13 protein-coding genes are annotated in these 12,706 nt (G+C 61.6%); 7 read left to right on the forward strand and 6 right to left on the reverse strand.

From position 1 onward, the window contains the following. Positions 1-70: 70 nt before the first annotated feature. Complete coding sequence (locus tag J3P84_RS08005; protein ID WP_434629168.1) at positions 71-652, reverse strand: HD domain-containing protein; 582 nt, start codon at positions 650-652, stop codon at positions 71-73. 11 nt (positions 653-663) lie between these two features. Further along, complete coding sequence (locus J3P84_RS08010; protein ID WP_434629170.1) at positions 664-975, reverse strand: Mpo1-like protein; 312 nt, start codon at positions 973-975, stop codon at positions 664-666. A 160-nt stretch (positions 976-1,135) separates the two neighbouring features. Here J3P84_RS08010 and J3P84_RS08015 point away from each other — a divergent pair, with 160 nt between their 5' ends. Then, complete coding sequence (locus tag J3P84_RS08015; RefSeq protein ID WP_434629172.1) at positions 1,136-2,191, forward strand: AraC family transcriptional regulator; 1,056 nt, start codon at positions 1,136-1,138, stop codon at positions 2,189-2,191. On the opposite strand, the gene J3P84_RS08020 is transcribed toward J3P84_RS08015, so the two are convergent. Beyond that, entirely contained in the window at positions 2,148-3,602 is a 1,455-nt protein-coding gene (locus J3P84_RS08020; protein WP_434629174.1) for a TrkH family potassium uptake protein, read from the reverse strand. The two genes, J3P84_RS08015 and J3P84_RS08020, sit on opposite strands and share 44 nt — an antisense overlap. Positions 3,603-3,757: 155 nt before the next feature. On the opposite strand from J3P84_RS08020, the gene J3P84_RS08025 reads away from it, so the two are divergent. Further along, positions 3,758-4,321, forward strand: a complete 564-nt coding sequence (locus J3P84_RS08025; RefSeq protein ID WP_434629176.1) for an NAD(P)H nitroreductase — start codon at positions 3,758-3,760, stop codon at positions 4,319-4,321. A gap of 190 nt (positions 4,322-4,511) precedes the next feature. Here the strand turns inward: J3P84_RS08025 and J3P84_RS08030 are convergent, their stop codons facing one another. The 3 genes from J3P84_RS08030 to phhA all read right to left on the reverse strand — a co-directional run bounded on the left by J3P84_RS08030 (position 4,512) and on the right by phhA (position 6,946). Then, a complete protein-coding gene (locus J3P84_RS08030; RefSeq protein ID WP_434629177.1) occupies positions 4,512-5,705 on the reverse strand; it encodes an amino acid aminotransferase in 1,194 nt (397 codons plus the stop codon). Further along, positions 5,705-6,061, reverse strand: a complete 357-nt coding sequence (locus J3P84_RS08035; protein ID WP_434629178.1) for a 4a-hydroxytetrahydrobiopterin dehydratase — start codon at positions 6,059-6,061, stop codon at positions 5,705-5,707. The genes J3P84_RS08030 and J3P84_RS08035 overlap by 1 nt, the downstream gene beginning before the upstream one ends. Positions 6,062-6,160: 99 nt before the next feature. Continuing rightward, positions 6,161-6,946: a phenylalanine 4-monooxygenase gene (gene phhA / locus J3P84_RS08040; protein ID WP_434629180.1), complete on the reverse strand. Its 786-nt coding sequence runs from the start codon at positions 6,944-6,946 to the stop codon at positions 6,161-6,163. Between the two features lie 395 nt (positions 6,947-7,341). Between phhA and J3P84_RS08045 the strand changes: the two genes are divergently transcribed. The 5 genes from J3P84_RS08045 (at position 7,342) to J3P84_RS08065 (ending at position 12,696) form a co-directional block, all read left to right on the forward strand. Continuing rightward, positions 7,342-8,901, forward strand: coding sequence for a sigma-54-dependent transcriptional regulator (locus J3P84_RS08045; RefSeq protein ID WP_434629182.1), 1,560 nt, complete (start codon positions 7,342-7,344; stop codon positions 8,899-8,901). 339 nt (positions 8,902-9,240) lie between these two features. Further along, the gene (locus J3P84_RS08050; RefSeq protein ID WP_305499560.1) at positions 9,241-9,978 is read left to right on the forward strand and encodes a flagellar basal body rod protein FlgF; all 738 of its coding nucleotides are present in this window, start codon (positions 9,241-9,243) and stop codon (positions 9,976-9,978) included. A gap of 49 nt (positions 9,979-10,027) precedes the next feature. Then, entirely contained in the window at positions 10,028-10,813 is a 786-nt protein-coding gene (flgG, locus tag J3P84_RS08055) for a flagellar basal-body rod protein FlgG (protein ID WP_434572605.1), read from the forward strand. Between the two features lie 71 nt (positions 10,814-10,884). Beyond that, entirely contained in the window at positions 10,885-11,580 is a 696-nt protein-coding gene (gene flgH, locus J3P84_RS08060; RefSeq protein WP_434629184.1) for a flagellar basal body L-ring protein FlgH, read from the forward strand. A gap of 45 nt (positions 11,581-11,625) precedes the next feature. After that, positions 11,626-12,696 (forward strand): flagellar basal body P-ring protein FlgI, encoded by a 1,071-nt coding sequence (locus J3P84_RS08065; RefSeq protein ID WP_434574135.1) that lies wholly within the window; start codon positions 11,626-11,628, stop codon positions 12,694-12,696. The last annotated feature ends 10 nt before the right edge of the window (positions 12,697-12,706 follow it).

The following is a 12,706-nucleotide window of genomic DNA, read 5'->3' on the forward strand; positions in this document are numbered from 1 at the left end:
TTAAACGTTTAGTGGAGAGGAGCTTTTGTGGCGAGGGGATAAATCCCCTCGCCACAGAGGGTTCCTTGTCTTATCTCTCGGCCATCGCCGCCTTGTAGATCGATTGCTTCGGTGCCGCAAACAGTCTTTCCAGCATTGGCTCGAAGAAACTCAGCGGCAGCGTGTCGTACTCGGGATCGAACGCCGCGGCGTCGTATTCTGCACAGAAATCGATCGTCGCCTGGTACTGCGGGTGCTCCCTAAACTGCTCGCGCAGGTGCCGGTCCATGCCCAGGTGATGGAAGAAGTAGTAGCCCTGGAAGATCCCGTGTTTTTCCACCATCCACAGGTTCTCGGCGCTGACGAACGGCTTGAGGATCGCCGCCGCGATGTCTGGATGGTTGTACGAACCCAGTGTGTCGCCAATATCGTGGAGCAGGGCGCAGACCACGTACTCCTCGTCTCGCCCGTCGCGGTAGGCACGGGTGGCGGTTTGCAGGGAGTGGGTCAGGCGATCCACGGGGAAACCGCCGAAGTCGCCATCGAGCAATCTCAGGTGGGTCAGAATCCGGCCCGGCAACTGCCGCGCGTAAGCGCTGAAGTCGGCGGCGATGATTGCCCAGTCTTCCCGGCTGCCGTCCTGCATGTGGGTGAAGCGCGCGTGAGACGTCATCGGCAATCTCCTTAGAACGCCACCTTGCCCAGCAGCATGTCGCGGTACATGACGAAGTCGCCGAGCAGACTGTAGAGAGGGTGTTGGAAAGTCGCAGGGCGGTTTTTTTCGAAGAAGAAGTGCCCGACCCAGGCGAAGCCGTAGCCGGCCACCGGCAGCGCGACCCACAGCCACCAGGCGCCGACGACGAGGGCCAGGGCGAAAACCAGGATGACCAGGGAGGTGCCGATGAAGTGCAGACGCCGGCAGGTGCTGTTGCTGTGTTCGCTGAGGTAATACGGGTAGAACTCGGCGAAGGTATTGAATCGTCTGGTGTTTTCCAAGAATGCAGGCTCTTTGGTTATTGTTTTGGCGGCCGATGCGTCGAGCCGCATACATTGAGTCTAGAGCGAACAATCTCCATAGCCAGTGACAAAGAGCGCCACTTTAGTATCCTTCGCAAATCCAGCCGTACCCTGCGGCTCGTCATGCAAGCAAAACGTCATGAGCGAACGAACGACTTCTTCAAGCTGGGCGATGGGGATTGTCAAGGCGTTGGAAATGGACGGCCTGGACTGTCGGGCGCTGTTCAAGCAACTGGCGCTGGATTTTGCTGCGCTGGAAGATCCCGACGCGCGCTTTACCCAGGACTCGATGACGCGGCTCTGGCAATTGGCGGTGGCTCGCTCCGGCAACCCCGCCATCGGCCTGAACATGGGCAAGGTGGTACGCCCGGCATCGTTCCATGTGGTCGGTTACGCATTGATGTCCAGTCGCACGCTGGTCGAAGGCTTCCAGCGGCTGGTGCGCTACCAGCGGATCATTGCCGAAAGCGCCGACTTGAGTTTTCGTCATCTGGAGGAGAGCTATGGGCTGATTCTCACCGTGCATGGCGATCACCTTCCGCCGACCCGGCAAAGTGCCGAAGCCTCCCTGGCCTGCGCGCTGTCCTTGTGCAGTTGGTTGACCGGACGCACCTTGCATCCGGTAAAGGTACTGTTCCAGGGTTCCGAACCCGTTGACCTGGCACCTTATCAACAGGCTTTTGGCGCGCCACTGGTGTTCGATGCTCCCTATGACGCGCTGATTTTCCAGCAGGAGGACATGGAGGCGCCGCTGCCCACGGCCAACGAGGCCATGGCGCAGCTCCACGATCGGTTTGCCGGCGAATACCTCGCGCGTTTTTCCGGAAGCCGCGTGACCCACCAGGCGCGGCAGGTGCTCTGCCGGCTGCTGCCCCGGGGCGAGCCCAAGCGGGACGTGGTCGCGCAGACCCTGCACTTGTCGCAACGTACCTTGCAGCGGCGCTTGCAGGATGAGGGCACGAGTTTCCAGAACTTGCTGGACGATACGCGCCGCGAACTGGCCGAGCAGTACCTGGCGCAGCCGACCATGACGCTTCTGGAAGTGGCTTATCTGTTGGGGTTTGCCGACCCGAGCAATTTTTTCCGGGCCTTTCGGCGCTGGTTCGGCACCACGCCCGGCGAATACCGGGCGCGGGCTGTAGCGACGCCGGTCAGTGACGCCAGAACGCCGGAATACACAGCACGAACACCGTAATGATCTCCAGCCGGCCGAGCAGCATGCCGCCTGAAAGAATCCACTTGGCCGCATCCGGCAGCGGAGCGAAGTTGCCGGCCGGGCCGATGGTCTCGCCAAGCCCCGGGCCGACGCCGGACACGGTACTGGCGGCGCCGGTCAGCGCCGTCATCCATTCGACGCCCAGCAGCGATAGCAGCAGCGCGATCACGCAGATGGTGATGGCGAAGAAGAACGAGAACGTCAGGATCGACCGGACGATTTCTTCGTCAAGGCGGTGACCGTTGTATTTCTGCTTGATCACCGCGCGCGGGTGAATCAGTTGGTTAAGGTTGGCCCGAAGCAGGATGTAGGCAACCTGGAAGCGGAAAATCTTGATCCCGCCGGCGGTCGAACCCGAGCAGCCGCCGACGAAACCCAGGTAGAAGAACAACATCAGCGAGAAATTGCCCCACAGGCTGTAGTCGCCCAGGGCAAAACCGGTGGTGGTGACGATGGACGTCACGTTCAGCGCCACGTGCCGCAGGGCGTCGAGCCAATGCAGGTCGGTGGTGGCCCAGTACCAGGTGCCGAGCACCAGCCAGGTGACCAGCAGCACGCCGATCAGCCCCTGGACTTGCTGGTCCTTGATCAGCGCCCGGCGGTTGCCGCGCAGGGTCGAGACGTAGAGGGCAAACGGCAGGCTGCCGAGGATCATGATGACAATGGCGACCCAATGCACGGCCGGTTGCGTCCATTTGGCCAGGGACAGGTCGGAGGTGGAAAAACCGCCGGTGGAAATGGCTGACATCGAATGGTTGATCGCATCGAACAGACTCATCCCGGCCCACCACAGTGCCAGCGTGCCGAGAATGGTGATGCCGACGTAGGAGGCCACGATCAGCCGCGCCACCATGTGCGAGCGCGGCATGACTTTTTCCGAGCGATCGGACGATTCGGTCTGGAACAGCCGCATGCCGCCGATGCGCAACAGCGGGAGAATCGCCACCGCCATGCCGATGAAGCCGATACCGCCGAGCCAGTGCAGCAGCGAGCGCCACATCAGGATCCCCGGCGACATTTTATCCAGGCCACTGAGGACCGTTGCGCCGGTGGCGGTAATGCCCGACATGCTTTCGAAAAAAGAATCGGTGTAGCTGATGTGCTGGGTCAGCAAGAACGGCAGCGCGGCAAAGACACACACCACCAGCCAACTGCTGACCGTCAGCAGGTACATGTCCCGGGGGCGCAGATGGATGTGCTCGGGGCGTCCGGGAAGAATCAACGCGAGGCCGGCGACAAAGGTAATCATGCTCGACCAGAGGAATGATGGCAGGTCGCTGGTGCGTTCGTAGATCAGCAACGTGGCCATCGGCACGATCATGAAGATCGCCAGGGTGATCAGGAAGATGCCGATGATGAAACCAATGATCCGCAGGGTCGGCAACGCCATGAAGTCCGCTCGGGCTGATAGGGGAAAGGGCGCCATTCTACCTGTGACAAGCGGCATGTAAACCGGCGCCCGGCGCTGCTTGCAACTGAATTTGCACTAACGAACTGGCGGCACAAGCCACTAGAATAGCCGAACATTTTTCCAGGAGGTCGCCGATGCAGGCTCTCGACGCTTTGCTCAACCGTGTTTCCGTTCCGCGTCTGGTGGACCCTGCGCCCACGCCCGAACAACGCCAGGTCATGTTCGCCGCAGCGATGCGTGCGCCGGATCATGGCCAACTGCGCCCGTGGCGTTTCCTGACCATCGAAGGCGAAGCACGTCACCGCATGGGTGAGCTGCTGGCCGAGGCGGCACGCTTCAATGATCCGCTGGTGCCGGAAGCCGTGGTGGAGAAGGCCCTCAATGGCCCATTGCGCGCGCCCTTGGTCGTGGTGGTGATCGCGCGATTGCAGGACCATTTCAAGATTCCCAAGCCTGAGCAATTGCTGGCAGCCGGCTGCGCGGCCCATGGGATTTTGCTGGCCGCTTATGCCCAGGGCGTTGGCGGGGTGTGGCGTACCGGGGAATTGGCCTATTCGCCCCACGTCGCGCGGGGGCTGGGCCTGGAGGAAGGGGAGGAGGTGATCGGCTTCCTTTACCTGGGTACACCGCAAAAAGAGGCGCGCGCGGCGCCGCAGGAAGATATCGGGCAGTTTGTGCAGGAATGGACCGGCGCCTAGAAAACCAGCCTGGCCCTTGGCGGAGGGAATTTATCTGTGGCGAGGGGATTTATCCCCGTTGGGCTGCGAAGCAGCCCTTAAAGCTGACGCCTCGGGATATCAAGTGGCTCGATACAAATCTTGGGGCTGCTACGCAACCCAGCGGGGATAAATCCCCTCGCCACAACGGATGTCTAGCCACAGACGTTGCTTACTTGCAAACATCCGCAATCGCCAGCGCCAGCGCATCCAGGCGCGTCGCGTCGATGCCGGCCACGTTGGCCCGGCCGGTGCCGACCATGTAGACGCTATGGCGCTCGCGCAGTTGCCCGACCTGTTCCGGCGAGAGTCCGGTGTAGGAAAACATACCGCGTTGCACCCCCATATGGGCGAAGCGTTCGCGTAGACCATGGGGTTCGAGCGCTTCCAGCAATCCGCCGCGCAACTGCGCGATGCGCAGGCGCATGGCTTCCACTTCGTCGGCCCACAGGCCTTTCAACTGCGGATTGCCAAGGATCGTCGCAACCACCGCCGCACCATGGTCCGGTGGCGTCGACCACAGGTTGCGAGCGATGTTGGCCAGTTGACTGCGGATGTCGACCAGTTTCTCACCATCGTGGGCGCAGACGATCAGCGCACCGGTGCGGTCGCGATAAAGACCGAAGTTCTTCGAGCATGAGCTGGTGATCAGTACTTCGGGCAGCGCTTCGGCGAACAACCGCACAGCCCAGGCGTCCTGCTCCAGCCCGTCGCCAAAGCCCTGGTAAGCGAAGTCGATCAGCGGCAGCAGACTGCGGCTGCGCACCACGTCGAGCACCTGGCGCCATTGCTCATGGGTCAGGTCGAAACCGGTGGGGTTGTGGCAACAGGCGTGCAGCAGTACCACGTCTCCCTTTGGCACCTGGTTCAGGGTTGCCAACATTGCCTCGAAATCCAGGCGGTTGTCGGCACCGACGTAGGGGTAGTGGCTGGCCTTGACGCCGGCGGCGGCGAAAATGGTCTCGTGGATTGGCCAGGTCGGGTTGCTCAGCCAGACGCCACGGCCCGGCAGGCACTGGGCGATGAAGTCGGCGCTCAAGCGCAGGGCGCCGGTACCGCCCGGCGTCTGGGTGGCGCCGGCGCGTTTATCGGCGAGCAGCGGCGAGTCTGCTCCGAGCACCAGTTCATTGATCAACCGGCCGAACGCGGCGTCACCATGGCCACCGATGTAAGTCTTGGTGAACTGACGGTCTACCAGTTGCTGTTCGGCCTGTTTCACTGACTGGAGAATCGGCGTCAGGCCCTGGGCATCCTTGTAGACACCCACGCCCAGGTCGAACTTGCCAGGATTGCTGTCCGCCCCGTAGGCCTCCATCAGGCCGAGGATCGGGTCGCCGGGCACGCGGCCGATGGCATCGAAATGCATTACTTGCGGCCCTCGGCGGTCTTGGCGACGTCGTCGGTACGGGCGGCCATGATGAAGTCGTTGCGGTGCAGACCCTTGATGGAGTGGCTCCACCAGGACACGGTGACTTTGCCCCACTCGGTGAGCAGGCCGGGGTGATGCCCTTCAGCCTCGGAGATTTCGCCGACCGCGTTGGTGAACGCCAGGGCATGCTTGAAATTCTTGAACAGGAAAACCTTTTCCAGCTGCATCACGCCGTCGCGCACTTCGATGTTCCAGTCGGGGATCTGCTTGATCAGGATCGGCAGTTCTTCGTCGCTGACCTGCGGGGCATCGGCGCGGCAGGCTTCGCAATGGGCTTGGTTCAGAGTGTTCATGGTGTGTTCCCGGATCGAATATTTGGAAAACGTCGATGCGCCCACGCTAAAGCAAAGCCGCGTGGCGCAACAGACTCAATTGAAAGCAAAAGTAGCGGTTCACGCCGCTTTCGGTGGAAATTTCGGCGCGTGCAGGCCCAGTTCCCGGCCGCGCCCGACCATGCCCATGATGTCCTCGTGGGCCAGGTCGAACAGGCGCTTGAGCTCGGGCAGGACGAAATACACCGGCTGCAGGATGTCGATGCGATACGGCGTGCGCATGGCCTCCAGCGGGTCGAAGGCTTGATGCTCCGGCTCGTCCGACAGGCAATAAACGGTTTCCTTGGGGGACGACAGGATGCCGCCGCCGTAGATGCGCCGACCGTGCGGGGTGTCCACCAGGCCGAACTCGATGGTCATCCAATAGAGGCGCGCCAGGTAAACGCGTTCTTCCTTGGAAGCCTGTAGGCCAAGTTTGCCGTAGGTGTGGGTAAATTCAGCGAACCACGGGTTGGTCAGCAGCGGACAGTGGCCGAAGATCTCGTGGAAAATATCCGGCTCTTGCAGGTAATCGAGTTCTTCACGGGTACGAATAAACGTCGCGACCGGAAACTGTTTGCTGGCGAGCAGTTCGAAGAACGTCTGGAACGGAATCAGCGCCGGTACCCGGGCGACTTGCCAGCCCGTGGTTTCGCCGAGCACCTTGTTGATTTCCCCCAGTTGTGGAATGCGGTCGTGGGGCAGGCCAAGCTTGTCGATGCCGTCCAGGTATTCCTGGCACGCACGGCCTTCAATGACTTTCAGCTGGCGGGTGATCAGCGTGTTCCACACCGCGTGTTCTTCGGCGGGGTAGTCGATAAAACCTTGCGCATCGGGCTCGCGGGCCACGTATTGCGTCTGCTTCATGCTGCTCTCCTGCTGTTATCCCTCAAGGGAAGACTTGTTTTTTGTTATGTCCAGCGATGGATTAGAGATAACTCGAAGCAGGAGCGGGTGCAGCAGGTCGATTCAAGATTGAAGGGCTTATCTGCGGCAATTTTGTAAACTTTTCGTTACGTATTGGCGGGTATCGCCGCTTTGAAGGGATATCAGGCTATAAAAGCTCCTACAACTGTCACATAATCTTGACGACTATTTGCGCTGTTGCGCCGAAAAAACTTGTGGCGAGGGAGCTTGCTCCCGCTGGGGCGCGAAGCGGCCCCTGTTTTGGGTCTGCTGCGCAGCCCAGCGGGAGCAAGCTCCCTCGCCACAGAGGGGCTGGAATGGCGCGCTTTTCTACTCATATGCACCTGGGCCCTTTTATGCGCATCAAAGTCCACTGCCAGAATCGCATCGGCATCCTGCGGGACATCCTCAACCTGCTGGTGGAATACGGCATCAACGTCGCTCGTGGCGAAGTGGGGGGCGAGCACGGCAATGCGATCTACCTGCACTGTCCGAACCTGATCAATATCCAGTTCCAGGCGTTGCGTCCCAAGTTCGAAGGGATCGCCGGGGTATTCGGCGTCAAGCGGGTAGGGCTGATGCCCAGCGAGCGTCGGCACATGGAGCTCAACGCCTTGCTCGGCGCCCTCGAGTTTCCGGTGCTGTCCATCGACATGGGCGGCTCTATTGTCGCGGCCAACCGGGCGGCGGCGCAGTTGCTCGGGGTGCGGGTCGACGAAGTGCCCGGCATCCCGCTGTCCCGCTACGCCGAGGACTTCGACTTGCCGGAGCTGGTGCGCGCCAACCAGTCGCGTATCAACGGGCTGCGGGTCAAGGTCAAGGGCGATGTGTTCCTGGCCGACATCGCCCCGCTGCAATCGGAGCACGACGACAGCGAAGCCATGGCCGGTGCGGTACTGACCCTGCACCGCGCCGACCGGGTCGGCGAGCGTATCTACAATGTGCGCAAGCAGGAGCTGCGCGGCTTCGACAGTATTTTCCAGAGTTCGAAAGTGATGGCGGCAGTGGTTCGCGAGGCGCGGCGCATGGCCCCGCTGGACGCGCCGCTGTTGATAGAAGGCGAAACCGGTACCGGCAAGGAACTGCTGGCCCGCGCCTGTCACCTGGCCAGTCCGCGCGGGCAGTCACCGCTGATGGCGCTCAACTGCGCCGGGCTGCCGGAGTCCATGGCCGAGACCGAGTTGTTCGGCTACGGCCCCGGTGCCTTTGAAGGCGCCCGGGCCGAAGGCAAGCTCGGCCTGTTGGAGCTGACTGCGGGAGGCACGCTGTTCCTCGACGGCGTTGGGGAAATGAGCCCGCGCCTGCAAGTGAAGTTGCTGCGCTTTTTGCAGGACGGTTGCTTTCGTCGCGTCGGCAGTGACGAAGAGGTCTACCTGGATGTCCGGGTGATCTGCGCGACCCAGGTCGACTTGTCCGAACTCTGCGCCCGAGGGGAATTCCGTCAGGATCTGTACCACCGCTTGAACGTGCTTTCCTTGCATATCCCACCGTTGCGCGAATGCCTCGATGGGCTGGAGCCATTGGTGGAGCATTTTCTCGACCAGGCCAGCCGCCAGATCGGCTGTCCGCTGCCAAGGCTTGCCCCGGCGGCGATGGAACGTCTCAGCCACTACCATTGGCCGGGCAACGTCCGGCAGTTGGAAAACGTGCTGTTCCAGGCCGTTTCCCTGTGCGACGGCGCAAAGGTCAAGGCCGAGCACATCCGCCTGCCGGACTACGGCGTGCGCCAACCCCTTGGCGACTTTTCCCTGGAGGGTGGGCTGGACGAGATCGTCGGGCGTTTCGAGAAAGCGGTGCTGGAGCGCCTGTACTCCGAACACCCCAGCAGCCGGCAACTGGGCAAGCGGTTGGGGGTTTCCCATACGACTATTGCCAATAAGCTGCGCGAGTATGAAGTCGGTAAAACCGAGTCATAGCTATTTATCTATTGTGTTTGTGCCGGCCTCATCGCGAGCAAGCTCGCTCCCACTGGGTTTTCCAAATGCACCCCAACCCGCAGAGCGCTGAAGATCCAATGTGGGAGCGAGCTTGCTCGCGATGGCGGCAGTGGCCATCAGCCGGGGACAAGCATTGCCACCCACCGGCATGCCACCGCCGGTTTTTCGTCTCCGGTCTTGCTCCAGTATCCCTTCCACAATTCTCCAGCCCTTTGTTTACCGGGCCCGGGCCCGTCAGAAAAAAGTTGGTCTGCTAATTGCTTAAGGCTCTGCAACACAGCAGTGGACGGCAAACGTCCGGCATGCAGAGGAACGACAGTGGACAAGTACCTTTATGTGGCAATGACCGGCGCCAGCCAGAACGCACTGGCGCAGCGGGCCCATGCCAACAACCTGGCGAACATCTCCACCAACGGTTTTCAGAAAGACCTGGAGCAGGCACGTTCGATGCCGGTGTTCGGCGACAGCTTTCCGGCGCGGGCGTTTGCCATGTCCGAACGGCCTGCTACCGATTTCACCCCGGGTGCGCTGATTGAAACCGGCCGTGAACTGGACGTGGCCGTCAGCGGGCCGGGCTGGATGGCCGTGCAGAACCCCGACGGTGGCGAAAGCTACGTGCGCACCGGCAGCCTCAACGTCGACGCCCTTGGCGTGCTGCGCGCCGGCAACGGCATGCCGGTGATGGGCAACGGCGGTCCGATTGCCGTGCCGCCAGAGCAGAAAATCGAAATCGGCCAGGACGGCACCATCAGCATCCGCGCCATGGGCGAAGGCCCACGGGTGATGGCTGAAGTGGACCGCATCAAGCTGGTCAACCCGGACCTCAAGACCATGACCAAAGGCCTGGACGGCTCGATCCGTTCCAAGGACGGCCAGCCGGCGCCCATCGATGGCAACGTGCAGCTGGTGTCGGGGTTCCAGGAAGCGAGCAACGTCAATGCCGTGGATGAGATGACTTCGGTGCTGGCCCTGGCCAAGCAGTTCGAGCTTCACGTCAAGATGATGACCACCGCCAAAGAAGGCGATGAGGCCATGGCTCGGGTCTTGCAGATCTAATCATTAATTACAGCGCTGCGCCGAAAAACAGGCGTATGAGGAGAATCGAATGCTTCCGGCTCTTTGGGTTGCCAAAACAGGTCTGTCCGCCCAGGACACCAACCTTTCCACTATTTCCAACAACCTGGCGAACGTTTCGACCACGGGTTTCAAACGTGATCGCGCCGAGTTCCAGGACCTGCTCTACCAGGTAAAACGCCAGCCAGGCGCCCAATCGACCCAGGACAGCGAATTGCCCTCGGGCCTGCAAGTGGGTACCGGTGTGCGCATTGTCGGCACCCAGAAAAACTTCAACGCCGGTAGCCTGCAAACCACCGAGCAGCCGCTGGACATGGCCATCGACGGTCGCGGTTTCTTCCAGATCCTGCAGCCGGACGGCACCACGTCCTACACCCGTGACGGTACCTTCCACCTCGACTCCAACGGCCAGATCGTCAACGCCAGCGGTTTCGCCCTGGAGCCGGCCATCGTCATCCCGAACGATGCGCAGACATTCACCGTGGGCCGTGACGGCACCGTGTCCATCACCATCGCGGGCAATCCGGCTGCGCAGGTGATCGGTAACCTGCAGACCGCTGACTTCATCAACCCGGCCGGCCTGCAGGCGGTGGGTAACAACCTGTTCCTGGAAACCGCCGCCAGCGGCGCGCCGCAAGTCGGCACCCCAGGCCTGAACGGTTTCGGCACCACGCTGCAGAACACCCTGGAAACCTCCAACGTGAGCACCGTCGAGGAAATGGTCAACATGATCACCACCCAGCGCGCCTACGAGATGAACTCCAAGGTGATCTCCACCGCCGACCAGATGCTCTCGTTCGTCACGCAGAACCTGTAATACGTCGCTAAATCCGTCATTAGGTAGATAGGGTGGCCCCAGGGTCGCCTGCAACACCAAGAGGTAGGGTCATGAATCGCTTTGTATCTGTTCTGGCATTGAGTGGGGTTACCGCGCTGGCGGGCTGTGTCGCGCCAACGCCCAAGCCCAATGACCCGTATTACGCTCCGGTGTTGCCACGCACGCCGTTGCCGGCTGCCGCCAATAACGGCTCGATCTACCAGGCTGGCTTCGAACAGAACCTGTACAGCGACCGCAAGGCTTTCCGGGTCGGTGACATCATCACCATCACCTTGAACGAGCGGACCCAGGCCAGCAAGAACGCCAACTCGCAGATCGACAAGACCAGCCAGACCAGCGTCGGCCTGACGTCGTTGTTCGGCTCCAGCCTGACCACCAACAACCCGATCGGTGGCGGCGACCTGAGCCTCAACGCCGGCTACGGTTCCGACCGGTCGACCCAAGGCGACAGCCAGTCCGGCCAGAGCAACAGCCTGACCGGTTCGATCACCGTGACCGTCGCCGATGTACTGCCCAACGGCATCATCGCCGTACGCGGCGAGAAGTGGTTGACGCTCAATACCGGCGATGAGCTGGTGCGTATTGCCGGCATGGTCCGCGCCGATGACATCTCCACCGACAACACTGTTCCGTCGACCCGCGTGGCCGATGCGCGCATCACCTATTCGGGCACTGGTGCCTTTGCCGATGCGAGTCAGCCAGGTTGGTTCGACCGTTTCTTCCTCAGCCCGAAGTTCCCTTTCTAGGTGATCAAGTTGAATCTTAAACAGCTGTTGATCGGTGCCCTGGTGATGTCGGCAGCCTTCACCGCTCAAGCCGAGCGCCTGAAGGACATCGCCAGCATTTCCGGCGTGCGTTCCAACCAGTTGATCGGTTACGGCCTGGTCGTGGGCCTGAACGGTACCGGTGACCAGACCACCCAGACTCCGTTCACCCTGCAGACCTTCAATAACATGCTGTCGCAGTTCGGCATCAAGGTGCCGGCCGGCTCCGGCAACGTGCAGTTGAAGAACGTCGCGGCGGTGTCGATCAGTGCCGACCTGCCGCCGTTCGCCAAGCCCGGCCAGCAAGTGGATATCACTGTCTCGTCCATCGGCAACTCCAAGAGCCTGCGTGGCGGGACCTTGCTGCTGACCCCGCTCAAGGGTATCGACGGCAACGTCTACGCAATCGCCCAGGGCAACCTGGTGGTGGGCGGGTTCGATGCCGAGGGGCGTGACGGTTCGAAGATCACCGTCAACGTTCCGTCGGCCGGCCGTATTCCCGGCGGTGCGTCGGTTGAACGTGCCGTGCCGAGCGGCTTCAATCAGGGCAACAGCCTGACCTTGAACCTCAACCGTTCCGACTTCACCACGGCCAAGCGCATCGTCGACAAGATCAACGACATGCTCGGCCCAGGCGTGGCCCAGGCCATCGACGGTGGCTCGATTCGTGTCACCGCGCCACTGGACCCGAGCCAGCGCGTCGACTACCTGTCGATCCTCGAAAACCTTGAGGTCGATCCGGGCCAGGCGGTGGCGAAAGTCATCATCAATTCGCGCACCGGCACCATCGTGATCGGCCAGAACGTCAAGGTTTCGCCGGCCGCCGTGACCCACGGCAGCCTGACCGTGACCATCACCGAAGACCCGATCGTCAGCCAGCCGGGGCCATTGTCCAACGGCCAGACCGCCGTGGTTCCGCGCTCGCGGGTCAATGCCGAACAGGAAGCCAAGCCGATGTTCAAGTTCGGCCCGGGCACCACCCTGGATGAGATCGTCCGGGCGGTAAACCAGGTCGGCGCGGCACCGGGCGACCTGATGGCAATTCTCGAAGCCTTGAAGCAGGCCGGCGCGTTGCAAGCCGACCTGATCGTGATTTAAGGAACGAGCC

This window comes from Pseudomonas sp. Z1-29, from assembly GCF_051131995.1.
Classification (GTDB): Bacteria; Pseudomonadota; Gammaproteobacteria; order Pseudomonadales; family Pseudomonadaceae; genus Aquipseudomonas.

What these genes read in the sequence shown, in the direction of transcription:
- J3P84_RS08065 (WP_434574135.1), top strand. Translation starts at nt 11,626, where the DNA reads ATGTCGGCAGCCTTCACCGCTCAAGCCGAGCGCCTGAAGGACATCGCC.
- J3P84_RS08015 (WP_434629172.1), top strand. Translation starts at nt 1,136, where the DNA reads ATGAGCGAACGAACGACTTCTTCAAGCTGGGCGATGGGGATTGTCAAG.
- J3P84_RS08035 (WP_434629178.1), bottom strand. Translation starts at nt 6,061, where the DNA reads ATGAACACTCTGAACCAAGCCCATTGCGAAGCCTGCCGCGCCGATGCC.
- J3P84_RS08045 (WP_434629182.1), top strand. Translation starts at nt 7,342, where the DNA reads ATGCGCATCAAAGTCCACTGCCAGAATCGCATCGGCATCCTGCGGGAC.
- J3P84_RS08005 (WP_434629168.1), bottom strand. Translation starts at nt 652, where the DNA reads ATGACGTCTCACGCGCGCTTCACCCACATGCAGGACGGCAGCCGGGAA.
- flgG (WP_434572605.1), top strand. Translation starts at nt 10,028, where the DNA reads ATGCTTCCGGCTCTTTGGGTTGCCAAAACAGGTCTGTCCGCCCAGGAC.
- phhA (WP_434629180.1), bottom strand. Translation starts at nt 6,946, where the DNA reads ATGAAGCAGACGCAATACGTGGCCCGCGAGCCCGATGCGCAAGGTTTT.
- J3P84_RS08020 (WP_434629174.1), bottom strand. Translation starts at nt 3,602, where the DNA reads ATGGCGTTGCCGACCCTGCGGATCATTGGTTTCATCATCGGCATCTTC.
- J3P84_RS08030 (WP_434629177.1), bottom strand. Translation starts at nt 5,705, where the DNA reads ATGCATTTCGATGCCATCGGCCGCGTGCCCGGCGACCCGATCCTCGGC.
- flgH (WP_434629184.1), top strand. Translation starts at nt 10,885, where the DNA reads ATGAATCGCTTTGTATCTGTTCTGGCATTGAGTGGGGTTACCGCGCTG.
- J3P84_RS08025 (WP_434629176.1), top strand. Translation starts at nt 3,758, where the DNA reads ATGCAGGCTCTCGACGCTTTGCTCAACCGTGTTTCCGTTCCGCGTCTG.